Here is a 22,417-nt window from a genome sequence, read left to right on the forward strand (position 1 = left end):
ATGCCGACGCGCGCCAGGAAAGACGACGGCGCGCTCGCCGCCTATCGCGCCCGGCGCGATTTCGCCGTCACGCCGGAGCCGCAGGGCGGCGTCTCCCGCGGCGCCGAGCCGCGCCTCGTCGTGCAGCGGCATTTCGCCAGGCGGGAGCATTTCGATCTGCGGCTCGAAATGGACGGCGTGCTGAAGAGCTGGGCGGTCACGCGCGGGCCTTCGGCCAATCCGGCGGACAGGCGCCTCGCCGTGCGCACGGAGGACCACCCCCTCGATTACGGCGATTTCGAAGGTCTCATCCCCAAGGGCGAATATGGCGGCGGCACGGTGATGCTGTGGGAGGATGCGACTTATGCGCCGCAGAACGGCGATCCGCTGGCGGCGCTGGAGAAGGGCGAGATCAAGTTCCTCGCAAATGGCGAGCGCATGAAAGGCGGCTATGTGCTCGTGCGCATGAAGACCAGGGACAAGGGCGAGAACTGGCTGCTGATAAAAGAGCGGGACGCTTACGCGGACGCCGATGAGAATTTGACGGAGCGCTTCCAGACGAGCGCCGCCACCGGCCGCACGCGCGAGGAGATCGAACGCGGGGCCAAGGCCAAGCGCCGCAAGGCGCCGGCCGCGCGCGCCAAGGCCGCCTATTGGTCCGACGAGCCGATCGCCAGCGCGCCGACGCCGAAATTCATCGCGCCGCAGCTCTGCGAAACGGCGGAGACTCCGCCCTCCGGCTCCGACTGGATTTTCGAACTCAAATATGACGGCTATCGCCTCGAGCTGGCGACTGGCGCCGGGGGAGCGGTCGTCTACACCCGCACGGGCCTCGACTGGACGAACCGCTTTCCCGGCCTTGCGCGCGCGGCCTTCGCGCTTCCCTGTCGCAACGCGCTGATCGACGGCGAGGCGGTGGTTTTCGACGAGAAGGGGCTTTCCGATTTCGCGATGCTCGTCGCAGCGCTGGAGGCGGGGCGCAGCGAGCGCGTCGAATTCGTCGCTTTCGATCTGCTGACGCTCGACGAAGAGGATCTGCGCCGCGAGCCGCTGCGTAAACGCAAAGAGCGGCTCAGGAAATTGTTGGCGAAAAGCGGCGGCCCACTTCGCTACGGCGACTATATCGAAGGCGACGGCGCAACGGTCTTTCGCGAGGCGACGCAGGCGGGCGCGGAGGGGATCATCGCCAAGCGCGCCGATCGTCCCTATCGCAGCGGGCGCTTTTCCGACTGGCTGAAGATCAAGGGCGACTTTCGCGAAGATGTGCTGATCGTCGGCTATCGGCCGTCCGAGAAGGGCGAGTCCTTTGCGTCCCTCATCGCCGCAAAGGAAACGCCCGAGGGCCTGCGTTACGTCGGGCGCATCGGCACGGGCTATGATGCGCGAAAGCGTGGCGCGCTCGAACCCTTGCTCGCCAAGCGCGCGACAGAAAAGAATGCGCCGAAGCTTTTGGCCGCCGACAAGATCCCAAAAGGCTCCGTGCTCATTGCGACGCCCTTTCCGGCGGAAGTGCGCTTTGGCGGCTGGACGATGGACGGCCAGTTGCGGCAGGCGCGCTTTCTTGGCGTGCGCGAAGACGTGAGGGCGAAACCAGTGGCCGAGCCGACGCAGGCGCCGAAGCTGTCGCGCATCACGCATGCAAGCCGCGTCGTCTATCCGGCGGACGGGATCACCAAGGGCGAGATTGCGGAATATTACGACGCCATCGCGCCGCGCATGGCGCCGCATCTGCTGGACCGGCCGATCAGCCTGCTACGCGCGCCGGAGAATATCGAGGAGCTGTTTTTCCAGCGTCATCCGCTCAAGGGCATGACGCGCGGCATTCTAACGGTTGCGAACGAAGACGAGCCCTATATCGCGCTCGACGGCGCGCTTGGCCTGCATACGGCGGCGCAATTCGGTGCCATCGAGATTCATGGCTGGATGTCGCTTGCGAGCGATCTCGACCGGCCGGACCGCATGGTCTTCGATCTCGATCCGGACGAAGACCTGCCGTTCAGGGAAGTCAGCAAGGCGGCGGCGGATATTCGCGAATATCTCAAGGAGATCGGCCTGCGATCCTGGCCGCTCGTCACCGGCGGCAAGGGCATTCACATCGTGCTCCCGCTGGATCGCTCGCTCACTTACGCCGACACGGAAGTCTTCGCCGCCGGTTTTGCGCGCGGGCTCGCGCGGCAGGAGCCGAGCCGCTTCGTCGCCAATATGAGCAAGCGCAAGCGCACGGGCCGCATCTATATCGACTGGCTGCGCAACAAGAAGACGGCGACGGCGATCCTGCCATGGTCGCTGCGCGCCCGCAATGGCGCGACGGTGGCGACGCCTTTGTCATGGAAGGCGCTTGGCGCCGTCGACAACGCCGCCGCCTTCGACATTCGCACGGCGGGGAAGGTCGAAGACGGCTGGCGCGATTTCTTTGCGATGAAACAGACGATCGCGCCCGGCGCGCTCGCCTTCATGCGGGAGAATGCTGGCTAGACTTAGCCGACGAACCGCTTTTTTAGCACGTTGTAGAGCATCGTCACGACCGCGCCCGTGATGCCGCCGCCCGCCGCCTGTCCGAGCAGCACGCCCAGATCGAAACTGCCGCCGCCGCTGGCCGCGCTCGCGAGGGATGGGATGATGGCGCTGAGAATCTGTCCGCCGAGCCCGCCGCCAAGGGCGCCGCTGATGAGGTCGCCGAGCGCATTGTCGCTCTTCGTGGCCTTGCCCGCCGCCTTGCCGCCGAGCGCGCCGGCGACGACCTGAACGAGAATATCAGTGATGGACATGAAAACGCTCTCCTAAAAAGGGTGGCCCTTAAGGATAAGCGTTCACCTCGCGTTTTGGTTCCTTGAAGCTTCAGGCCGCGAGGTCCGCCACGACCGCGTCGAGCACGGGGAAGCCCTCGGAACTCACGCGAAGGCGGTTCTCGCGCGTGACCTCGACAAGCCCATCCCCGATCAATTCGCTGATGCGCGACTGCGAGAGCTTCTTGCCGGTCAGCAGGAAATAACGCTGCGGATCAATCCCTTCGCGCAGGCGCAGGCCCATCAGCAGGAACTCGTCGCCCTCCTGCTCCGAATTGAGCAACTCGTCCTCGACGAGGCCATGGCCTTCCGTCTCGACGCAGGTGAGCCACATCTCGGGATGTTTTTCGGTCGCCTGCGCGCGGCGGCCGCGCGTGGTGATGATGCGGCCATGCGCGCCGGGGCCGACGCCGGCATATTCGCCATAGCGCCAGTAAACGAGATTGTGCCGGCACTCCGCGCCGGGGCGGGCGTGGTTGGAGACCTCGTATGAGGGCAGACCGTGGCGGGCCGTGATCTCCTGCGTGACGTCCCAGAGCGCGCGCTGGGTGTCGACGTCTGGGACCGTCATCTTCCCCGTATTGACCATGCGCTCGAACAGCGTGTCGGGCTCGATGGTGAGCTGATAGAGCGAAACATGCTCCGGCGCGCGGGTGAGCGCGAGGTCGAGCTCCTTGCGCCACGCCGCGGGGGTCTGCCCCGTGCGGCCGTAGATCAGGTCGAAACTGACGCGTTCGAAAACGCTCGTCGCCACGTCCAGCGCCATCAGCGACTCGGCGACCGAATGCTGCCGGCCGAGCGCCTTGAGGTCGATGTCGTTCAGAGCCTGGAGGCCGAGCGAGACGCGGTTGACGCCCGCCGCCTTGAAGCCCTTGAAGCGCGACGCCTCGACGCTCGTGGGGTTGGCCTCGAGCGTGATCTCGACGTCCTTGGCCATCGTCCAGTGCTTGGCGATTTGGTCGATAATAGCCGCGGTGGTCGAAGGCGCCATCAGCGAGGGCGTGCCGCCGCCGAAGAACACCGAGCGGACCTCGCGTCCCGGGGCGAGCCTGGCGCGGTGGGCGATCTCCGCGGCGAAGGCTTCGACAAAGCGATCCTCGTCCACGTCGCCGCGGCGGACGTGGCTGTTGAAGTCGCAATAGGGGCATTTCGACAGGCAGAACGGCCAGTGGACGTAAACGCCGAAGCCCGGGTCGAAAGCATTTCGAATCGTCGCCATGCCTCCTTATGGCACGAAAACGCCCGAATTGCAGGGCCGGGAGCCGGCCAAGCTCCTATATGGTTGGCGGCGGAAGTCCCGATTTTACTTGGGGGTCCCTTGGCGCGTATCCTCATTGTCGGCGGAACTGGCTTTATCGGCCGCCACATAGCCGGGCGGCTCTTGGCGGGGGGCCATGCCGTGATGGCGGCCGGGCGCGCCGATGTCGATATCGCCCGCGACGACGCCGAGCGGCTGCGCCGAAAGATTTCGGGCTTCGAGGTTGTCGTCAATTGCGCCGGGCTCGTGCGCGACGAGGGCGCGAACACGATGGACGCCGTGCACGCGGAAGGCGCCATGCGGCTTTTTTCGGCCTGCATCGCCGCCGGCGCCAAGCGTTTTATCCATATTTCGGCCTTGGGCGCGGCGCCGCAGGGAGAGACGGATTACCAGCGCAGCAAGGGCACGGCCGAAGCCTTCTTTCTCGACGCCGACCCGCATGGAACGCGGCTCGACTGGCGGGTGCTGCGGCCCTCTGTCGTCGTTGGCCGGGGCGGGGCGAGCACGACCTGGCTCCTTGCCGCCGCCGCTTTCCCGACGCTCCCCCGCATCGGCCGCGACGACTGGCGCTTCCAGCCTGTCCATGTCGACGATCTCGCGGAGCTCGTCGCCCGCCTCGCGGAGGGCGCGGAGTCGCCCCGGCTGATCGACGTGGTGGGGCCGGAGCCGATGTCGCCCTACGAGCTGACAAGGATTCTTCGGAACTGGCTCGGCTTGCCTCCCACCGGCTCGGTCCGCATTCCCGACCGGCTGTTCGAGATCATGGCCGAGATTGGCGGGCGCTTCACGAGCGGGCCGCTGAACCCCGACGTGATCCGTATGCTCGCCCGTGGCAATGTCTCCGATCCCAGCCCGCTGACCGCGGCGCTCGGGCGCCCGCCGCGCGATCTGCGACAGGCGCTGGCGCAAGAGCCAGCCTCGGAAGCCGACAGGCTCGCCGCGCGGCTCTTTTTCCTGCGTCCTGTCTTGCGCTTCAGCCTCGCTTTCCTCTGGATCGCGAGCGGGCTTTTGTCGCTTGGGCTTTATCCAGTCGCAAAGAGCTATGCGATGCTGGCGTCGCTGGGGCTTTCGGGCGCGCTCGCGTCGATCGCGCTTTATGGCGGCGCCATGCTTGATCTTCTCCTGGGCCTATTGTTGCTGCGCCGCTGGCGGCCGGTCCTCATCGGCGGGCTCCAGCTTGCGAGCATGGCGGCCTTCACGCTGCTTGCGCTCGGCCTGCCCAGCGAATACTGGCTGCATCCTTTCGGTCCCATCCTCAAAAACGTCCCGCTCGCGGCCGCCGTACTCGTCATGATCGCGCTGGAGTCGGACTGATGGACGTGACCGTGCTGAAGTGGATTCACATCATCAGCTCGACGGTGCTCTTCGGCACAGGGCTGGGCACGGCCTTTCATGGGCTCGCGACCAATCTGCGCGGCGATTTGCGCGCCATTGTCGCGGGCAACAAGAATGTGGTTCTGGCCGATTGGATCTTCACGACGCCCGCCGTGATCGTGCAGCCCGTCACGGGCGTCGCGCTCGCCATGGAGGAAGGCTGGCCGCTCGATACGCATTGGATATTGGCGTCCGTCGCGCTCTACATTTTCGTCGGCGCCTGCTGGCTGCCCGTTGTGTGGCTGCAGATGCAGATGGCGCGTATGGCTGAGGCATGCCTTGAAAGCGGCGAGGCGCTGCCGCCGCGTTACAAGCGCTTTTTCTGGTGGTGGTTCGCGCTCGGCTGGCCGGCCTTCATCGCCATGCTCGGCATTTTCTGGCTGATGGTCGACAAGCCGCAATTTTAGCGACGCGCGACGGCGCCGCCGCTATGCGCCGGCAGCTTCGTCCCCTTGTCGAGATTGTAGATGTCGTGGCGGAAAAAGGCCGGGCCGTCTCCCGTCGACCAGCCGGTCATATAGACCCAGGCGACCGGGACGGGCCCACTCAGTTTGATCTTCTCCGTCCTGCCTTGCTCTTCTTCGTCTCTCAGCCTCGACGCGTCCCAGTCGCCGGTATCCTGCAAAAGCCAGTCGGCGAGGTCGTAGACGCCCTCGACGCGAACGCAGCCATGCGAGAGGAAACGAAAATCTCTCTCGAAAAGATCCTTGTGCGGCGTATCGTGCATGAACACGTCGTGGCTGTTCGGCATGGAGATGCGAAGCGAGCCCAACGCGTTTTTCGGCCCCGGCTCCTGACGGAAGGTGAAATGCGCTGCGCGCCGGCTCGATACGCCGCGCAGCTTGCGCGGATCGACCTCACGGCCTCTGCTGTCGAGAATGCGGATGTTCTCGCGTTCGAAATAATGCGGGTTGCGCCTCAATTTCGGCGCGAGCTCCTTCTTGATGATCGAAGCCGGCACGGTCCAGGTCGGGTTGATGTCGATTGAGACGATTTTCGTAACGACCTGCGGCGAGTGGTGGCGGTGCCCGCCGACGACGGCGGTAAAGCGCTTGACCGCCTCGTCGTTCTCGACGGCCTCGACCGAAGCGGCGGGGATGTTCACCGCGACATAGCGATCCCCGAAGCGAAAATGAATTCGAGCGAGACGCGCCGCAGTCGCCGCCAGTGCGCGCGCGCGGGTCGCAGCGGGGACGTTCAATGCGCGCAGCGTTTCGCGGGAGACCTCGCCGGTCTGGTCAAGACCGACATGCGCCTGAAAGCGGCGCACCGCGTCGGACAGCGTATCGTCCCATTTGTCGCCCTCGCTCTCCTCGCGCGAAAGATAGCCTTCGATCGCAAGGCGGCGGCGCAGCGCGGGGAGGGGCTTGCCCTTCGCAAGGCGCGGCCAGCCGCCATTGGCCGCGATGTTGGCGTAGCGGCGCGCGGCTTCGGCGGCGTCGCGTGCGGTTTCCGGGCCGAATTCCGGCGCCGGGCGCGATGGACGTTCAGCCTCGGCGGCGGGCGGCGCAGCTTCCTGCCGCTCATCGGCGGAGGGCGGTTGCTCGTCGCGCTGCGCGCCGGCTGGGCCATGAGCGAAGAAAAATGCAGAGAACGCCATGAGCGCCACGGCGCTGGCGAAGGGTTTGCGTTTCATGAGGCTGCTCGGATCGGCGGCGTCACCCGCGCCGGCTCGTCGCAGCCTTATCTAGCGCGCAGGAGGCGCGCGGAAAAACGGGGCGCCGCTATTTCAGCGTTTTGGCGATCTCGAGCATCAGCTCGTCAATGTCGGGATCGGAGAAGGCGTCGCCCGAAGGTTCGATGCGCACCACCGGATCGCGCGTGCACAGCCGCAGGCATTCGCGCGTAGAGATTTTCAGGCGACCGTCCGCCAGTTCGTCTGGGAAAGCGTCGTGCGTGGCCAGTTGCACCTCGGCCAGCAAGGCGCGCCCACGCCCTTGCGCGTCGCAATTTGGGCCGACGCAGACGAGGAGGCGGGTGGGTTGCGCAGGAGCGGCCATGTGGGAGATCAGGACGAAAGAATGAGCCCATGCACGACGTAAGGCGTCGAAAGCCGATAGTCCGTGCGCATCGCCGTCCAGATTTGCATGAGCGTTTCAGTTGGGAGATCGTCTTCGACAATCCTCGCTTTCACCAGGGCGACGGAAAGGTCGGCGTGCGGGGACGTTTCGTGCTCCAGCGTCACGATGGGCATGCGGGCCATCTGGCGCATTCCCCAGTTCATGAGTTCTGTCTCGACATCCGGATCGTCCGCCAGGGCGACGAGAAGGCAATGGAGCGTGAGAGGAACCTGTCCCGCGAGAGGCGGCGTTGGGCCATGAGACGCCGGGTGGTCGGTTCGGAAGCGGTAGAGATAGAGACCCAGAACCGGGCGCTCCGCCGTCTCGCGCAAGCTCTTGCCGCCCAGACGAGCGACTGTTGCGTTGAAAGGCGGCTCCTTGAGCTCTTCGGGCAGGCTCTCGCTCAATCGGGAGACGATCTCTCGCAACACGGCGGCGGCGGCGAGAGCGTGCGTCATCGCCTAGACGTCCAGATTTGCGACGTTAAGCGCATTCTCGTGGATGAACTCGCGGCGCGGCTCCACCACGTCGCCCATCAGCTTCACGAAAATGTCGTCGGCTTCGGCGGCCTCCTTCACCTTCACCTGCAAGAGCGAACGCGCCTCCCGGTCGAGCGTCGTCTCCCAAAGCTGCTCGGCGTTCATCTCGCCCAAGCCTTTGTAGCGCTGGATGGTGAGGCCCTTGCGGCCGATCTGGCTCATGGCCTCGTAGAGCGCGATGGGGCCGGAGAGCGGCGCCTCGTCGCCGCGGCGGATAAGCGTCGCGGGCGCGGAGAAGACGTCGCGCAGCGAATCCGCGCGCTCCTGCAGCTTGCGCGCTTCTGACGAGTTGAGCATCGCCGCGTCGAGCATGACGGCCTGCGTCACGCCGCGCAGCGTGCGCTTGAAGACGTAACCGCCCTCGAGGGGCTCCCCGGTCCAGCCGCGCTCTGTCTCTTCGGCGATGGCGTCGAGACGGCGCGCGACTTCCGTTGCAAGCCTCTCCGCCTCCGCGTCATCGCCATGCGGCTTGAGCGCGCCCGCCATCGCGGTCTGCTCGACGACGCTGCGGTCGTAGCGCGAATGCAGGCTCGCCATCACGGTGCGGAAGGCGCGCGCGTCCTCCAGCACCTTGCGCAGATCGGCGCCGGCGCGATCCTCGGAGCCGGTGCGGAGCACCGCGCCGTCGAGCAGCGAGTCGATCAGATAATCCTCGAGCGCGCGCTCGTCCTTGAGATATTGCGTCGGACTTGCCCTTGGTCACTTTGTACAGCGGCGGCTGCGCGATGAAGATATGGCCGCGCTCGATCAGCTCCGGCATCTGCCGGTAGAAGAAGGTCAGGATCAGCGTGCGGATGTGTGCGCCGTCGACGTCGGCGTCGGTCATGATGATGATCTTGTGATAGCGCAGCTTGTCGAGCGTTGAACTCGTCGCGGCCGATGCCCGTGCCGAGCGCGGTGATGAGTTCGTGCCGACCTGCTCCGACGACAGCATCTTGTCGAAGCGCGCGCGCTCGACGTTCAGAATCTTGCCGCGCAGCGGCAGCACGGCCTGGAACTCGCGCTCGCGCCCTGCTTCGCGGTGCCGCCGGCCGAGTCACCCTCGACGATGAAAAGTTCGGTCTTCGCCGGGTCGCGCTCCTGGCAGTCGGCGAAGCTTGCCCGGCAGCCGGAGGCGACGTCGAGCGCGCCCTTGCGGCGCGTGAGATCGCGAGCCTTGCGCGCCGCTTCGCGCGCGGCGCAGCCTCGACGACCTTGCCGACGACGACCTTCGCTTCCTCGGCCGGATGCTCTTCGAGCCATTGGCCGAGCTGATCGTTCACCATCGATCTCGACCGCCGGTCGCACTTCCGACGAGACGAGCTTGTCCTTCGTCTGCGATGAGAATTTCGGATCCGGCACCTTCACCGACAGCACGCACGTCAGGCCTCGCGCGCATCGTCGCCGGAAAGATCGACCTTCTCGCGCTTCGTCAGCCCCGACGAATCCGCGTAGCCGGTGATCTGGCGCGTCAGCGCGCCGCGGAAAGCCGGCGAGATGCGTGCCGCCGTCGCGCTGCGGGATGTTGTTGGTGAAGCCAGCACATTCTCGTGTAACTGTCGTTCCACCACAGCGCGACCTCGACGCTGATGCCGTCCTTGTCGCCCTGGATCATGATTGGATCGCCGATCGCCGACGTCTTGGCGCGATCGAGATAGCGCACGAAGGCCTCGAGCCCGCCTTCGTAGAAAACTCCTCCGCTTGACGTCGGCGTGGCGCGCGTCGGTCAGGACGATGCGCACCCCCGAATTCAGGAAGGCGAGCTCGCGCAGGCGATGCTCGATCGTCGCGTAATCGAACTCGACCATGGTGAAGGTCGCGGGCGAGGGCTGGAAGGTGACTTCCGTCCCGCGCTTCGGCGCGCCGTCCTCCACGGGCGCTTCGCCGACGACCTTCAGGTCATCGACGGCGTCGCCATGCCTGAACTCCATGAAGTGCTCTTTGCCTTCGCGCCAGATGCGCAGCTTGAGCCACGTCGACAGCGCGTTGACGACCGAGACGCCGACGCCATGCAGGCCGCCGGAAACCTTGTAGGAGTTCTGGTCGAATTTGCCGCCCGCATGGAGCTGCGTCATGATGACGTTGGCGGCCGACACGCCCTCTTCGGGTGGATGTCGGTCGGAATGCCGCGGCCGTTATCGTGACGGTGCAGGAGCCGTCGGCGTTGAGCGTGACCGTAACGCGCGTCGCATGACCGGCGAGCGCCTCGTCGATGGCGTTGTCGACGACCTCATAGACCATGTGATGCAGGCCGGTGCCGTCGATACCGTTATCGCCGATATACATCGTAAATCGATGTGATGCGCAGAACCTTGATGGATTCCGTCGTCGGTATCGCCGATGTACATGCCGGGGCGGCTCTGGATTTCACTCGCAGCGAGGGAGATGTCGTGGGTGGCCGAGACGGTCCAAAGCCCTGCGGCGCCGAGCGTCAGGAACAGCAGGGCGAGCAGCCATCCATAGCGGCGTATCGTCTGGTTCATTTTTTCTCTCCAACGTCTTCTGGAGAGAATACGAGGGGAAGCGATCGGTCTCCGTGCGATTTCGCACGCGAACGCGGCGAAGCGATCATGATGGAGGCTCAGCGATAGCCTTCTTCCGCCAGCACCTGCCGCACGGCAGGGCGCGCCTTCATGCGCTGGTAATGCGCGGCGCAATTATGGGGCAGGGACATGCCGGTCTTGTCGGCCCAGAACTCGACATAGAACAGCGCGGCGTCGGCGATCGTAAACGGGCCGATGGCGTATTCGCGACCGGCGATTTCGCGGTCGACGGCCTCGAAGGCGGAGGCGGCGATCGCGTGGCCTTCCGAGATCGTCGCATCCGGGTCGGGGCCGTAACGATCGGGCGTGAAAACGCGGCGGAAGGCCTCGCCATGAATGTGGCGCGTGCAGAAATCGAGCATCGCGCGCGCTTCGTCGGCGAGGACGGGATCGTCGGGCAAGAGCTTTCGGCGGGGATAGGTCCGCGCCAGCCATGTCGCAATGCTGACGAAATCGGTCAGCGCGGTCCCGTCATCGAGAACGAGCGTCGGAATCGTGCCATTGGGGTTGATGGCGAGATAATCGGGCCTGAGATGGTCGCCGCGCGGCAGGTTGAGGATATGGGCCTCGAAAACGAGGCCGATTTCCTCGAGAAGGATGTGAATGCCGGTCGAGCAGGAGCCCGGCGTCATATAGAATTTCATGGGTTGGCGCCTTTCGGTCTCCGACATTTGCAACCGGGGCGCCAACGCCCGGCGGCCTCGGAAGGCGTCGCTCAAGCTAGAAGTCTTTCCGCTCGATGTTGTGGACCTTGTCGAGTTCGAAGGCGTAGTGGGCTTTCTTATGGTGGCCGTCCACTTCGCACTTGATCGTGTTCGCCTTCAAATTGAACAGGCATGCGCCTTTGGCGTTCTCGTCCGCGTCCAGCAATTTGTCGCCGTCGAAATATCTTATCGTGTCGATCGGCTGACGATATTCGCCCTCGCTGGGCTGAGCCGTCGTCTCGCCCGAGACCGTGTAGCTGTTATTGTCCTTGAAGAAGGACAGCATCGTTCGGCCGTTCTTGAATTCGGTCCACATGACCGTGCCCTTGCAGGGAATGGCGCCTCCCTGCGCCTGTAGGCGGCAATTGCCGTCCATCAGGGTCATCGCCTGCAGCTTGAACTCTTGCGCACAGAGCGCGGTGGGCGCGAGAAATGCGCCGATGAGGCAGGCGAGCGTTGCTCTGCTTGGAATAGGCGTCGTCATGGTCAATCCCCTTCTGTTCAGGTCGTAGGGGAATGATGACGCCGAACCACTCCAAAGGATGTGTGCGAACACGCATGGCGCAAGCAGGGAAGCGATCCCTCCCCCCGTTGAACGGGGAGAGGGCTAGCGTGAGGGGCAGGCCGCTTCGACAATCTCAGATCGCCTTGCGATTTCTTTTTAAACTCGCAGGCTCGGCTGAGCCCTTCGCCCCTCACCCCAACCCTCTCCCCGCGAGCGGGGAGAGGGAGTAATCACCGCAACGCCTCTTCCAGCGCTTCCAGAAAGGCGTCGCCATAGCGCGCCACTTTGCGCTCGCCGACGCCGTGCACTTCGAGCATTTCGTCCAGCGTCGAGGGGCGTTTCTCCGCCATGTCGATGAGCGTGCGATCGGCGAAGATAACATAGGCGGGCACGCCTTCCTCCTGCGCGAGCTCGCGCCGCTTGCGCTTGAGCGTCGAGAGGATACGGTCCGTCGCTTCGTCGAGATTGGTCGCCTCTTTCTGCCGCTTCTCCCGGCGCGTCAGCGGATCGCTGCGCAGCAGGATCCTTTCGCGGCCGAAGAGAATGTCCTCGCCCTTCGCCGTGAGCGCGAAGCCGCCATGCTCCGCGCTCGCCGTTTGCAGGGCGCCGGCGGCGAAGAGCTGGCGCAGGATCGAGGCCCACTCCTGCTTCGAATGCTCCTTGCCGACGCCGAAGGTCTTGATGGCGTCATGGCCGTGGCGGCGCACGGCGTCGGTCGCTTCGCCCCGCAGCACGTCTGCAATGTGGTTCGCGCCGAAGCGCTGGCCGGTGCGATAGACGGCCGAGAGCGCCTTCTGCGCGGGAATGAGGCCGTCAAAGACCGCGACTTTCCCCTGGCAGACGTCGCAGCGCCCGCAAGGCGGCGCTTCTTCGGCAAAGTAGGCAAGCAGCGTCTGGCGTCGGCAGCGCGGCGTCTCGCAGAGCGTGGCGAGCGCGGAGAAGCGTTCATGCTCGATGCGGCGGCGATCTTCGCCAACTTCCTTTTCGTCGATGCGGCGGCGTCTGAAGGCCATGTCGTCGAGGCCGTAAAGCGTCAGCGTATCGGCGGGCAGACCGTCGCGGCCGGCGCGGCCGATTTCCTGGTAATAGCTCTCGACCGAAGACGGCATGTCGGCATGCGCCACGAAGCGCACGTCGGGCTTGTTGACCCCCATGCCGAAGGCGATGGTGGCGACGGCGACGACGCCATCTTCGCGCAGGAAGCGGTCGCCATTGCGGTTGCGCGTCTCCTGATCGAGGCCAGCGTGATAGGGCAGGGCGTCGTAGCCTTGCTCCTGAAAGTAGGCGGCCAGATCCTCGGTGCGCTGGCGCGAGGAGCAATAGACGATGCCGCTTTCGCCCTTGTGGCGTTCTAGAAAGCGCGACAATTGCCGCCGCGGCTGGTCCTTCAGCGCGAAATTGAGCGCGATGTTCGGCCGGTCGAAGCTGTGCAGGAAGAGCTGCGGCGGCGACGGAAAAAGACGCTTTGCGATGTCATCTCGCGTCGCGGCGTCGGCCGTTGCGGTGAGGCCCACGACCTGAATATTCCCGAGCGCTTCGGCGGCGCGGCCGATTTCGCGATATTCGGGTCGGAAGTCGTGTCCCCATTCCGAGACGCAATGCGCCTCATCTATGGCGAGGCGGCGCGGCTTCGCCCGGCGAAGATCGGCGATGAGGCCGTCCATCATGAGCCGCTCGGGCGAGACATAGAGAAGCCGCAGATCGCCCTCGCGCATGGCGCGGCGGGCTTCGTCGTTCTCCTCCATGCCGTTCATGGAGTTGAGCGTCGCGGCGGAAACGCCGAGCGCCTTCATCTGCCGCACCTGATCGCGCATCAGCGCGATGAGCGGCGAGACCACGACGGTGAGCGCCTCCTCCATGATGGCCGGAAGCTGGTAGCACATGGATTTGCCGCTGCCCGTCGGCATGACGGCGAGGACCGGCCGGCCCTCCAGAACGGCGGCGATGATCTCCGCCTGACCGGAGCGGAAATCGTCATAGCCGAAGACGGATTTGAGCAGCGCGCGGGCTTGCGGGGGGAGGGGCATGACCCGCAGTTAGCATGAACAGGGCCGAGGCGCGACCTGCCCCTCAGGAGGAGCGCGGAGAGGTCGGCGGAACCAACCGACCGGATGCAAGTTCACGGGGGGCGCGCGGGACGGGCCGCCGCCGGCTTCGGGAGCATTGCAATGAAGGCGCTTACCTTTCACGGCAAAGGCGACATTCGCTGCGAAAGCGTCCCCGATCCGTCGATCGAAGACCCGCGCGACGTGGTGATCAAGGTGACGGCCTGCGCCATTTGCGGCTCGGACCTACACATTTACGACGGCGTCATTCCGCAGATGCGTCACGGCGACGTGCTCGGCCACGAGACCATGGGCGAGGTCGTGGAGGTTGGTTCCGACGTGAAGAAGCTGAAGGTCGGCGACCGCGTCGTCGTGCCTTTCACCATTTCATGCGGCGAGTGCTATTTCTGCAAGCGCGGATTTTATTCCGCCTGCGAGCGCACCAATCCTGATCGCGCCAAGGCCGAGACGCTATGGGGCCATTCGCCGGCGGGGCTTTTCGGCTATTCACATCTGCTCGGCGGCTATCGTGGCGGCCAGGCGGAATATCTGCGCGTGCCCTATGCGGATGTCGGTCCGATCAAGGTTCCGGAGTCGATGACCGACGATCAGGCGCTTTTCCTTTCGGATATTTTCCCGACGGGCTACATGGCCGCAGAATTCTGCGACATCAAGGGCGGCGAAACCATCGCCATCTGGGGCTGCGGACCCGTGGGGCAGTTCGCGATCCGCAGCGCCTTCATGCTCGGGGCCGAGCGCGTGATCGCCATCGACCATGTGCCGGAGCGCCTTGCGCTTGCCGAGAAGGCCGGCGCGGAGACGCTCGATTTCCACAAGGTCGATATCTATGACGCAATCAACGCCATGACCGACGGCCGCGGCGCCGACGCCTGCATCGATGCGGTCGGCACGGAGCCGGATCCGACGGGCAGCATCGACTCCTTCATCGACCGCGTGAAAGTCGCGGCGTTTCTCGGCACCGACCAGCCGCATGTGTTGCGGCAGGCCGTGCATTGCTGCCGCAACTTCGGAACCATTTCCGTCGTCGGCGTCTATGGCGGCTTTATCGACAAATTCCCGATGGGCTCGGCGATCAATCGCGGCCTCACCTTCAGGATGGCGCAGACGCCGGTGCAGCGCTACATGCCGAAGTTGCTCGAGCGCATCGAGAAGGGCGACATCGACCCGTCCTTCGTGGTCACGCATCGCGGCAGGCTCGACGAGGGGCCGGATCTCTACAAGACGTTCCGAAACCACAAGGACGGCTGCGTCAAGGTGATGCTGCAGCCGTAACGTCTTCTCTGGACAGCAATCTAGCGGTGGGGCGCCACATACCTCCCCTTTACGGGGAGGTCGGCGGTCGAAGACCGCCGGGTGGGGTTCACTGGCGCATGTTGGGAGCTTTACCCCACCCGACCCCGCATTCGCGGGGCCACCCTCCCCGTAAAGGGGAGGGATTTGCTCGCGACCAGCAATACCGTAGGCGTTTACGCAAGCAATTTATGGATGATCCAACCAATCAGAAGCGCGAACAAGGTCGTCGACAGCGCCATGCCGGCCCAGACCGAAAGTCCGGTGACGGCGCCGCCCTCCTTGAAAGTGTTGCGCAGGCTGGCGTTGAGGATGACCCACGGCGCCGCAACGCCGACGATGATTGCGTACCAGTACCAGTCCATTGAGCTTCTCCCGTATCGACGGCGTCTAGCATACCGCACATTGCTAAGGTCGATCCGCCGCGATATCGCCGTGAAGCAGAGCTAGCATCGGGGAATTGTCTTTGGAATAATTGCAGATGCGATTTCCCGTTTTGCGACGCCCTCTCCAACTTCCACTCCGACGTTTCGCGCTCGGGGTGGTGGCGGTTTTGGCCACGTCCGTTTGCGGCTTTTATTGGTACGCGCAGCGCGACATTCCCGACCTTCAGACAATGAACGAGGCCCTGAAGCAACGCTCATCGGGGCAGGGTGGCTACACTCGGCTCGCTGAAATCCCGCAACAATTCATCTGCGCGTTTATGTCCGACCCCTTCAACGCGAACGGGCTTGAATACTTGCTGGCAGGGAGAATGCTCGAAGCCACGAAGTCGCCAATGCGGCAAATAGATTGGCATGTCAAAAGAGCCATTGTGTCGTGGCGGATCGGAAAGGCGATGGTTCGAAGCGATATCTTGGAGACTTTGCTAAACGGCCAATACTTTGGCCGTGGCGGATATGGCGTTGCAGCCGGCGCGAAGACTCATTTCGGTGTCGACGCAACCCAACTATCTTTGGCGCAGACCGCCTATCTCGTCGGGTTGACGAGGTCTCCTGCGACCTACGACGCCCATCCAGAGCAAGGACGCAAACGGCGGGATTATATACTCGACCGGATGCAGGCGAGCGGGTGCGCGAGCGAGGCGGAGATCGCAAAGGCTAAGCAAGAAGCCCTCTTGGTTCTGCCTCTTTCTGACGATGCGCACTAAGCAGCCTTCACTCTCTCCAGAATTCCCGGCGTCACATGCAGCATCTGCGCGCGACCGGTCAGCGACGTAAAAAGCAGCGGGTCCGCGCCCGTCATCCACACTTGCCCGCCCAGCATATCAAGCTCGTGAAACAGCGCCTCGCGGCGTTTGGGATCGAAATGCGCCGCGACTTCATCGAGCAGCAGCAGCGGCGCCTTGCCGGTCATTTCGCCGACGAGGCGCGCATGGGCGAGAGTCAGTCCCATCAGCAGCGCCTTCTGCTCGCCGGTCGAGCAGTCGCGCGCGGCTTCGTTCTTGGGGCCGTGGCGCACGGCGAGGTCGCTGGTTTGCGGGCCGGTCAGCGTACGACCGGCGGCGGCGTCGCGGCGGCGGGTCTGGCTCAGCGTTTCGCGGAACCGCTCCTCGACGACGAGCGCGGGCGCCTCGGCCAGCATGTTCTCGATCTCGCCTTCGATCGAGATTTCGGCCCACGGAAAGACGCTCTCGCTCGCGACGATGAGCGAGGCGAGCCGCGAGACCGTCTCGCGCCGCGCCGCCGCGACGGCGACGCCGAGCGCAGCGATTTCCTGCTCTGCGGCGTCCAGCCAGCGGCGGTCGGAGACGCCATCCTCGAGCAGTCGGTTGCGATTGCGCAGCGCGCGCTCCAGCTTGTTGACGCGCGCGCCATGATCGGCGTCGACGCCGAGCGCAAGACGATCGAGAAAGCGGCGCCGGTCGCCCGCCGGCCCGTTGAAAAGCCCGTCCATGGCGGGCGTGAGCCACAAAACGCGCAGATGGTCGGCGAAGGCGCGGGCGGAGGAGACCGGCGCGCGCTCGATGCGGAACTGCCTTTCGCCTTCGGGGGTCAGGCCATGACCGAGCTGCGTGGTCGCGTCGTCGCTCTCAAGTTCAATTGAGACCGCGAAGCCCCCAGCCCCGTCGCGCCGGGCGCACTCGCCAATCTCCGCGCGCCGCAGGCCCCGCCCTGGCGAAAAGAGCGACAAGGCTTCGAGCACATTGGTCTTGCCGGCGCCGTTCTCGCCCGTGAGCGCGACGAGACGGGCGTCGATCTCGCAGCGCGCCGATGCGTAGGAGCGATAATCGGAAAGCGTGAGCCGCGTGACGCGGGGCGCGGGCGGGGAATCGGCGCGGATCATTCCCGCCTAGATAGCACTCACGGGCGCGAAACCCGACGGCCCGGCGAGAGGAAGCTGTAACTGCGGGTGCCGACGAAGGCGGCCATGACCGCTTCGACGACGGGCTCATCGCCGCCCGGCGGCGTCGACCAGTCCACCGTAAAGCTCGCGCCTACCCCGGCCCGAACGTCGTCCTGAGCGATGACGACCTGCATCGCGGCGTAGGGCTTAAGATAGACGGGCTCGGGCAGGTAGCTCTCCACGAGCTGGCCGCTTCCGCTGCGATAGTCGATCTTTTCCACCGCCAGCACGTTCGTCGCCGACGTATTGTGGATCGACAGCAGGCCCGAGAAATTCAGCCGCGCGGCTCCTCCCTGGCCGATGAGCGTCGAATGCAGCGGCACGAAAGAGCGCCCCCGCGCGGCAAGTTTCTGCTCGGGCGCGCTAGCGGTCGCTTCGGGGCTGACGATGGTGGAAGGTTGCTCCTTGTCGCGACCATGGGCGGGCAGGGTTGCGGCGAGAAGAATGCCGAGCGCGAGAAGGCGCGATGTCGTCTGCATGGGGCGGCCTGCGGCGGGTGAATGGCGTTCGCCCACCTCTACCAAGCCCGCGCGGCCATTGCGAGCGCCGGACCATGGCCGTTTTGGCCTTGCGCCCAAAATCTGTATTCTCCGCGCGCATCGAGCAGGGGAGCCTTCGGCTTGTCGGGTCAAAACATAGCGCAAAGCCTTGGCGGAAAGAGCATTTTGCTGATCGTCGGCGGCGGGATCGCGGCCTATAAGTCGCTCGACCTCGTGCGCCGCCTGCGCGAGCGCGGGGCGCGGGTTCGCGTCGTCATGACCAGGGCGGCGAAGGAATTCGTCACGCCGCTCGCCTTTACCAGCCTCTCCAACGAGAAGGTCCATGACGATTTGTTCTCCGCGACGGACGAGCAGGAGATGGGGCACATCCAGCTCTCCCGCGACGCGGACCTGATCGTCGTCGCGCCGGCGACCGCGCATCTTCTCGCGCGCGCGGCGCAGGGGCTTTGCGACGATCTCGCCACCACCCTGCTGCTCGCGACCGGCAAGCGCGTGCTCTACGCGCCAGCAATGAATATCCGCATGTGGCTCGCGCCTGCCACGCAGCGCAACGTCGCTCTGTTGAAGCAGGACGGCGCGCTTTTCGTCGGTCCGGCAGACGGCCCCATGGCCTGCGGCGAATATGGCCCCGGCCGCATGAGCGAGCCGCTCGACATCGTCGCGGCGATCGAGGTAGCGCTGAAAGGCGAGACGCGCCTGCCGCTTCCCGGCGCCGTTTCACAAGGCCCGCTCGCCGGCCGCCATGTCGTCGTCACCTCGGGGCCGACGCATGAGGCGATCGACCCCGTGCGCTACATCGCCAATCGCTCATCCGGCAAGCAGGGGCACGCCATCGCCGCGGCCGCCGTAGCGGCGGGGGCGCGCGTGACGCTCGTTTCCGGCCCTGTGACGCTGATCGATCCCCCGGGTTGTGACGTGGTGCGCGTCGAGAGCGCGCGCGAGATGTTCGCGGCTGTCGAGCGCGCCATGCCCGCCGACGTTTTCATCGGCGCGGCGGCGGTGGCGGATTGGCGCGTCGAGGCCGCGGCCGACAAGATAAAGAAAGAGAAGGGCGTGGCGACGCCGACCTTCGCGCTTGTCGAGAACCCCGACATTCTCGCCACCGTTTCCCGCGCGGCGAACCGTCCCAGCCTCGTCGTCGGCTTTGCGGCCGAGACGCGCGACGTAATCGCCCACGCAAAGGAAAAGCTCGTCCGAAAGGGTTGCGATCTCATCGTCGCCAACGACGTCTCCGAAGGCTCGGGCGTTTTTGGCGGCGACGCAAACGAGGCGCATCTCGTCTCGCGCGCCGGCGTCGAGAGCTGGCCGCGCATGAGCAAAGAGGCGGTCGCCGGAGCGCTCGTCGCGCGCCTCGCCGAGATTCTGAACAAGAGCGAGGCCGCCGAATGAAGGTTTCGATCCGACGCCTCGCCAATGGCGAGGGCCTGCCGCTTCCCGCCTATGCCAGCGAAGGCGCCGCGGGGCTCGATCTCTACGCCGCGCTGCCCGCCGGGCAGAAGCTCGTGCTGGAGCCGGGCGCGCGGGATCTGATTCCGACAGGCGTCCAGATCGCGCTGCCGGAGGGCTATGAGGCGCAAGTCCGCCCGCGCTCGGGGCTCGCCGTCGAGCATGGCGTCACCGTGCTCAACGCGCCGGGCACGATCGACTGTGATTATCGCGGCGAGGTGAAGGCGCTGCTCATCAATCATGGCGGCCAGCCTTTCGAGATCACGCGCGGCATGCGCATCGCGCAGCTCGTCGTCGCGCCGGTGACGCGCGCGATTCTCGTCGAGGCCGAGGAGCTCGGCGAGACGGCGCGCGGGGAGGGCGGTTTCGGCTCCACCGGAATCGGCGGAGACGCCGGGAAATGATGCTCCTGCCGAGGCCCGCGCGATTCGCCCTCATGGCGGCGCTCGACGTCGCCCTGCATGCGCGCGGGCGCCCGGTCTCTTCGAAGGAGCTCGCCGCGCGGCACGATCTGCCGCCGCGCCGCCTCGAAACGCTCCTTCAGGCCCTGGTTCGCGCCGGCATACTAAAGAGCGTGCGCGGCCCGGCCGGCGGCTACGAACTGGCGCGCGAACGGCGCCGGCTTTGCGTGGGCGAGATCGTACGGGTCGCCTTGCGCGCCGAAGAGGACGAGGAACAGTCGCCGGCGTTGCTCGTCGCCGTTCTCGAGCCGCTGATCGCCGAGACGGAAGAGGCGGCGCTGTCGCGACTGGACGACATCACGCTCGAAGACCTCTACGCCCGCGCCATCGCGAAGGGCTTCGGCGAGAAGCAGCCGGCGAGCGATTTCGAGATTTAGCGAGCCGCATGCGTCCGAAAACGCGAAGTGGTTTTTGGATTGGCGCATATGCAGAAAAGGAGGCCACAAATGAGCTACGAGACGATCGAAGTCGAAACCCATGGCCGCGTGGGCCTCGTGCGGCTCAATCGCCCGCAGGCGCTCAACGCGCTCAACGCCCTCCTCATCAGCGAGCTCGATTGCGCGCTGGCGGGCTTCGAGAAGGACGACGGGATCGGCTGCGTCGTCATCACCGGCTCCGAGAAGGCCTTCGCGGCGGGCGCCGACATCAAGGAGATGAAGGACAAGAGCTTCGCCGACGCCTTTCTCGGCGACTTCATCGGCCGCTGGGACACGGTGGCGCGCGCGCGCAAGCCGATCATTGCCGCGGTCGCGGGCTTTGCGCTGGGCGGCGGCTGCGAGGTCGCAATGATGTGCGACTTCATCATAGCCGCCGACACGGCCCAGTTCGGCCAGCCCGAGATCAAGATCGGCGTCATCCCCGGCGCGGGCGGCACCCAGCGACTCACCCGCGCGGTCGGCAAGGCCAAGGCGATGGATCTGATTCTGACCGGCCGGATGATGGGGGCGGAAGAGGCCGAGCGGGCCGGCCTCGTGGCGCGGGTGGTCCCCGCCGGCGACCTCCTGGCCGAGGCGCTCAAGGCGGCGGCCGCCGTCGCGTCCATGTCGCTGCCCGCGGCCCTGATGGCCAAGGAGGCGGTTAACGCCGCCTTCGAAACGACGCTGGCCGAGGGCGTCCGCTATGAGCGGCGGGTCTTTTACAGCCTGTTCGCCACGGAGGATCAGAAGGAGGGCATGGCCGCCTTCGTGGAGAAGCGGAAGCCGTTGTTCCGGAACCGCTGAGCGGGGCCGGCGGGCGCTCTTCCCCTCGGCGGCCATTGACGAAACGGGGGGCGGCGCTTATAAGGCGCGCGACGTGGCCGCGAATTCGCGGCCGCAACGTTTTCTGGCGGCCGTGAGTCGCTCTTACAGCTTCGAGGACAGATAGAACATGGCCAATACCGCTTCGGCCAAAAAAGCCGTTCGCAAGATCGAGCGCCGCACCATCGTCAATCGCGCGCGTCGCAGCCGCATGCGCACCTTCGTGCGCAAGGTCGAAGAGGCGATCGCGGCCGGTGACGCCGCTCTCGCGGCGACCGCTCTGCAGAGCGCCGTTCCGGAGATGATGCGCGCCGCTCAGAAGGGCGTCATTCACAAGAACACCGCTTCGCGCAAGGTGTCGCGTCTGAGCAAGAGCGTGAAGGCGCTCTCCGCCAAGGGCTGATGCAGATTGCGCGCTCGGCGTGCAACGCGGCCCGTTTTTCAGACAAACTCTGGAAACAACAAAAGCCCGGCTCAGCCGGGCTTTTTTTTGTTTGCTGCTCCGTGCGTTGTCAGCTCTGACGTCATCCTGTCACAGGATTTAAAAAAAATTTCGTGTGAGAGTTGCGCGCATTCAAATGTCTCCTGATTCAATCTCTTGCAACTAAGCCTTGATTTTGGACGTGTTGGCGACCCACTTGACAGTTTCGCGAGATTCTTTCCGCGCAGTCTTTTTCTCATATTACGAGAATGTGTGAGCTGAATTGGTACTAGCGATGAATCATCGGTTTACAGACGCTACTGCGTCGTTCGTGCTGTTTGGGCGCCACACCCTTGGCGAAACAACGACCGTGGGATGACGACGGTCGTTGCGCGAATTGGGACGCGCGTGTAGGGTCAAGTCCGTCGAACGAAAGTGGTCAACGTCACTACGTCAGCTGCAGGCTGAGTGCGAAAAGGAGCGACGACATGTCGATATCCTGCCTCGGAAAGCCAAGGCTTTTGGCGTCTGATCAGTTTCCTTCCAGTTCGATCTGAAACTCAAAATATCAGTTCGCAGAGCCGTCGCGCTCAATGTTGGTTCTGCGGGGCGTTTGAAGATCCGGGATCGTTCGATCCCGGAAACCGGGGGTTTTGTCATGACGGAACTGCGGCCAGCCAATGTTATTGGAGTGCTGCGTATCGCGCGCGCGAGTTTTGCGCTGCGTTCTTTTGTTTCCGTTCCCGGCGTGATCGATAATGTGAATTCCAGGACAGGCGGCGCGAGTTTCGCCGTGGGGCCACCTCGTTAAAATCGGCGGCGATCCGCCCAACAAGGCATATCAGTTCTTCGTCTCAATAGCGCTTGGCCTGCGTTTTGCGCGGGTGATTGATTGCGCTCGCATTTTTGGAAAAGGCCGCGA

The 22,417-nt window shown here is 65.0% G+C and carries 23 protein-coding genes and 1 pseudogene; 10 read left to right on the forward strand and 14 right to left on the reverse strand.

What is annotated here, in order from left to right; all coding sequences use genetic code 11:
- Complete coding sequence (gene ligD / locus ACPFMJ_RS21230; protein ID WP_424361858.1) at positions 1–2,454, forward strand: DNA ligase D; 2,454 nt, start codon at positions 1–3, stop codon at positions 2,452–2,454.
- Between the two features lie 2 nt (positions 2,455–2,456).
- Here the strand turns inward: ligD and ACPFMJ_RS21235 are convergent, their stop codons facing one another.
- Positions 2,457–2,747: a hypothetical protein gene (locus tag ACPFMJ_RS21235; RefSeq protein ID WP_424361859.1), complete on the reverse strand. Its 291-nt coding sequence runs from the start codon at positions 2,745–2,747 to the stop codon at positions 2,457–2,459.
- Positions 2,748–2,817: 70 nt separating this feature from the next.
- Positions 2,818–3,984, reverse strand: coding sequence for a radical SAM family heme chaperone HemW (gene hemW / locus ACPFMJ_RS21240; protein WP_424361860.1), 1,167 nt, complete (start codon positions 3,982–3,984; stop codon positions 2,818–2,820).
- A 99-nt stretch (positions 3,985–4,083) separates the two neighbouring features.
- On the opposite strand from hemW, the gene ACPFMJ_RS21245 reads away from it, so the two are divergent.
- Positions 4,084–5,337 carry an SDR family oxidoreductase gene (locus ACPFMJ_RS21245; protein ID WP_424361861.1) on the forward strand — a complete coding sequence of 418 codons (1,254 nt, stop codon included), beginning with the start codon at positions 4,084–4,086 and terminating at the stop codon, positions 5,335–5,337.
- Positions 5,337–5,804, forward strand: coding sequence for a DUF2269 family protein (locus ACPFMJ_RS21250; RefSeq protein WP_424361862.1), 468 nt, complete (start codon positions 5,337–5,339; stop codon positions 5,802–5,804). The genes ACPFMJ_RS21245 and ACPFMJ_RS21250 overlap by 1 nt, the downstream gene beginning before the upstream one ends.
- On the opposite strand, the gene ACPFMJ_RS21255 is transcribed toward ACPFMJ_RS21250, so the two are convergent.
- The 9 genes and pseudogenes from ACPFMJ_RS21255 to recQ form a co-directional block, all read right to left on the reverse strand.
- On the reverse strand, positions 5,801–7,033 hold the full coding sequence (locus ACPFMJ_RS21255; RefSeq protein ID WP_424361863.1) for a L,D-transpeptidase family protein: 1,233 nt from the start codon (positions 7,031–7,033) through the stop codon (positions 5,801–5,803). The genes ACPFMJ_RS21250 and ACPFMJ_RS21255 overlap by 4 nt on opposite strands.
- Positions 7,034–7,121: 88 nt before the next feature.
- Positions 7,122–7,319: a (2Fe-2S) ferredoxin domain-containing protein gene (locus tag ACPFMJ_RS21260; protein ID WP_424361864.1), complete on the reverse strand. Its 198-nt coding sequence runs from the start codon at positions 7,317–7,319 to the stop codon at positions 7,122–7,124.
- Positions 7,320–7,405: 86 nt separating this feature from the next.
- On the reverse strand, positions 7,406–7,915 hold the full coding sequence (locus tag ACPFMJ_RS21265) for a Pvc16 family protein (RefSeq protein ID WP_424361865.1): 510 nt from the start codon (positions 7,913–7,915) through the stop codon (positions 7,406–7,408).
- 3 nt (positions 7,916–7,918) lie between these two features.
- Positions 7,919–8,614 (reverse strand): hypothetical protein, encoded by a 696-nt coding sequence (locus tag ACPFMJ_RS21270; protein WP_424361866.1) that lies wholly within the window; start codon positions 8,612–8,614, stop codon positions 7,919–7,921.
- A gap of 160 nt (positions 8,615–8,774) precedes the next feature.
- Positions 8,775–8,984: pseudogene (locus ACPFMJ_RS21275) on the reverse strand (toprim domain-containing protein); the annotation flags it as partial.
- Positions 8,957–9,499, reverse strand: coding sequence for a hypothetical protein (locus ACPFMJ_RS21280; protein WP_424363928.1), 543 nt, complete (start codon positions 9,497–9,499; stop codon positions 8,957–8,959). The gene ACPFMJ_RS21280 and the pseudogene ACPFMJ_RS21275, both read right to left, overlap by 28 nt.
- A 1,057-nt stretch (positions 9,500–10,556) precedes the next feature.
- Entirely contained in the window at positions 10,557–11,162 is a 606-nt protein-coding gene (locus ACPFMJ_RS21285; protein WP_424361867.1) for a glutathione S-transferase family protein, read from the reverse strand.
- A gap of 76 nt (positions 11,163–11,238) precedes the next feature.
- Complete coding sequence (locus ACPFMJ_RS21290; protein ID WP_424361868.1) at positions 11,239–11,706, reverse strand: hypothetical protein; 468 nt, start codon at positions 11,704–11,706, stop codon at positions 11,239–11,241.
- Positions 11,707–11,957: 251 nt separating this feature from the next.
- Positions 11,958–13,754 carry a DNA helicase RecQ gene (recQ, locus tag ACPFMJ_RS21295; RefSeq protein ID WP_424361869.1) on the reverse strand — a complete coding sequence of 599 codons (1,797 nt, stop codon included), beginning with the start codon at positions 13,752–13,754 and terminating at the stop codon, positions 11,958–11,960.
- Between the two features lie 141 nt (positions 13,755–13,895).
- Between recQ and ACPFMJ_RS21300 the strand changes: the two genes are divergently transcribed.
- On the forward strand, positions 13,896–15,065 hold the full coding sequence (locus tag ACPFMJ_RS21300; protein WP_424361870.1) for a zinc-dependent alcohol dehydrogenase: 1,170 nt from the start codon (positions 13,896–13,898) through the stop codon (positions 15,063–15,065).
- A gap of 194 nt (positions 15,066–15,259) precedes the next feature.
- On the opposite strand, the gene ACPFMJ_RS21305 is transcribed toward ACPFMJ_RS21300, so the two are convergent.
- A complete protein-coding gene (locus ACPFMJ_RS21305) occupies positions 15,260–15,448 on the reverse strand; it encodes a hypothetical protein (protein ID WP_424361871.1) in 189 nt (62 codons plus the stop codon).
- A gap of 179 nt (positions 15,449–15,627) precedes the next feature.
- Between ACPFMJ_RS21305 and ACPFMJ_RS21310 the strand changes: the two genes are divergently transcribed.
- Positions 15,628–16,233, forward strand: a complete 606-nt coding sequence (locus tag ACPFMJ_RS21310; protein WP_424361872.1) for a transglycosylase domain-containing protein — start codon at positions 15,628–15,630, stop codon at positions 16,231–16,233.
- Here ACPFMJ_RS21310 and recF read toward each other — a convergent pair.
- Both recF and ACPFMJ_RS21320 read right to left on the reverse strand, forming a co-directional pair.
- Positions 16,230–17,369, reverse strand: a complete 1,140-nt coding sequence (gene recF / locus ACPFMJ_RS21315; protein ID WP_424361873.1) for a DNA replication/repair protein RecF — start codon at positions 17,367–17,369, stop codon at positions 16,230–16,232. The two genes, ACPFMJ_RS21310 and recF, sit on opposite strands and share 4 nt — an antisense overlap.
- Positions 17,370–17,386: 17 nt before the next feature.
- The gene (locus tag ACPFMJ_RS21320; protein ID WP_424361874.1) at positions 17,387–17,908 is read right to left on the reverse strand and encodes a DUF3124 domain-containing protein; all 522 of its coding nucleotides are present in this window, start codon (positions 17,906–17,908) and stop codon (positions 17,387–17,389) included.
- 141 nt (positions 17,909–18,049) lie between these two features.
- Here ACPFMJ_RS21320 and coaBC point away from each other — a divergent pair, with 141 nt between their 5' ends.
- The 5 genes from coaBC to rpsT all read left to right on the forward strand — a co-directional run bounded on the left by coaBC (position 18,050) and on the right by rpsT (position 21,477).
- Positions 18,050–19,318, forward strand: coding sequence for a bifunctional phosphopantothenoylcysteine decarboxylase/phosphopantothenate--cysteine ligase CoaBC (gene coaBC, locus ACPFMJ_RS21325; protein WP_424361875.1), 1,269 nt, complete (start codon positions 18,050–18,052; stop codon positions 19,316–19,318).
- Positions 19,315–19,779: a dUTP diphosphatase gene (dut, locus tag ACPFMJ_RS21330; protein ID WP_424361876.1), complete on the forward strand. Its 465-nt coding sequence runs from the start codon at positions 19,315–19,317 to the stop codon at positions 19,777–19,779. The genes coaBC and dut overlap by 4 nt, the downstream gene beginning before the upstream one ends.
- Complete coding sequence (locus tag ACPFMJ_RS21335) at positions 19,776–20,213, forward strand: RrF2 family transcriptional regulator (RefSeq protein ID WP_424361877.1); 438 nt, start codon at positions 19,776–19,778, stop codon at positions 20,211–20,213. Before dut ends, ACPFMJ_RS21335 begins: the two co-directional genes overlap by 4 nt.
- A 69-nt stretch (positions 20,214–20,282) precedes the next feature.
- Positions 20,283–21,056 (forward strand): enoyl-CoA hydratase, encoded by a 774-nt coding sequence (locus ACPFMJ_RS21340; protein WP_424361878.1) that lies wholly within the window; start codon positions 20,283–20,285, stop codon positions 21,054–21,056.
- Positions 21,057–21,204: 148 nt separating this feature from the next.
- On the forward strand, positions 21,205–21,477 hold the full coding sequence (rpsT, locus tag ACPFMJ_RS21345) for a 30S ribosomal protein S20 (RefSeq protein ID WP_424361879.1): 273 nt from the start codon (positions 21,205–21,207) through the stop codon (positions 21,475–21,477).
- Positions 21,478–22,417 lie beyond the last annotated feature (940 nt).

Origin of the sequence: Methylocystis parvus (assembly GCF_049675845.1) — a bacterium.
GTDB lineage: Bacteria > Pseudomonadota > Alphaproteobacteria > Rhizobiales > Beijerinckiaceae > Methylocystis > Methylocystis parvus_A.

What these genes read in the sequence shown, in the direction of transcription:
- ACPFMJ_RS21235 (WP_424361859.1), bottom strand. Translation starts at nt 2,747, where the DNA reads ATGTCCATCACTGATATTCTCGTTCAGGTCGTCGCCGGCGCGCTCGGC.
- ACPFMJ_RS21250 (WP_424361862.1), top strand. Translation starts at nt 5,337, where the DNA reads ATGGACGTGACCGTGCTGAAGTGGATTCACATCATCAGCTCGACGGTG.
- ACPFMJ_RS21300 (WP_424361870.1), top strand. Translation starts at nt 13,896, where the DNA reads ATGAAGGCGCTTACCTTTCACGGCAAAGGCGACATTCGCTGCGAAAGC.
- dut (WP_424361876.1), top strand. Translation starts at nt 19,315, where the DNA reads ATGAAGGTTTCGATCCGACGCCTCGCCAATGGCGAGGGCCTGCCGCTT.
- ACPFMJ_RS21265 (WP_424361865.1), bottom strand. Translation starts at nt 7,915, where the DNA reads ATGACGCACGCTCTCGCCGCCGCCGCCGTGTTGCGAGAGATCGTCTCC.
- ACPFMJ_RS21285 (WP_424361867.1), bottom strand. Translation starts at nt 11,162, where the DNA reads ATGAAATTCTATATGACGCCGGGCTCCTGCTCGACCGGCATTCACATC.
- hemW (WP_424361860.1), bottom strand. Translation starts at nt 3,984, where the DNA reads ATGGCGACGATTCGAAATGCTTTCGACCCGGGCTTCGGCGTTTACGTC.
- ACPFMJ_RS21255 (WP_424361863.1), bottom strand. Translation starts at nt 7,033, where the DNA reads ATGAAACGCAAACCCTTCGCCAGCGCCGTGGCGCTCATGGCGTTCTCT.
- ACPFMJ_RS21320 (WP_424361874.1), bottom strand. Translation starts at nt 17,908, where the DNA reads ATGCAGACGACATCGCGCCTTCTCGCGCTCGGCATTCTTCTCGCCGCA.
- recF (WP_424361873.1), bottom strand. Translation starts at nt 17,369, where the DNA reads ATGATCCGCGCCGATTCCCCGCCCGCGCCCCGCGTCACGCGGCTCACG.
- ACPFMJ_RS21305 (WP_424361871.1), bottom strand. Translation starts at nt 15,448, where the DNA reads ATGGACTGGTACTGGTACGCAATCATCGTCGGCGTTGCGGCGCCGTGG.
- rpsT (WP_424361879.1), top strand. Translation starts at nt 21,205, where the DNA reads ATGGCCAATACCGCTTCGGCCAAAAAAGCCGTTCGCAAGATCGAGCGC.
- ligD (WP_424361858.1), top strand. Translation starts at nt 1, where the DNA reads ATGCCGACGCGCGCCAGGAAAGACGACGGCGCGCTCGCCGCCTATCGC.
- ACPFMJ_RS21335 (WP_424361877.1), top strand. Translation starts at nt 19,776, where the DNA reads ATGATGCTCCTGCCGAGGCCCGCGCGATTCGCCCTCATGGCGGCGCTC.
- recQ (WP_424361869.1), bottom strand. Translation starts at nt 13,754, where the DNA reads ATGCCCCTCCCCCCGCAAGCCCGCGCGCTGCTCAAATCCGTCTTCGGC.
- ACPFMJ_RS21290 (WP_424361868.1), bottom strand. Translation starts at nt 11,706, where the DNA reads ATGACGACGCCTATTCCAAGCAGAGCAACGCTCGCCTGCCTCATCGGC.
- ACPFMJ_RS21340 (WP_424361878.1), top strand. Translation starts at nt 20,283, where the DNA reads ATGAGCTACGAGACGATCGAAGTCGAAACCCATGGCCGCGTGGGCCTC.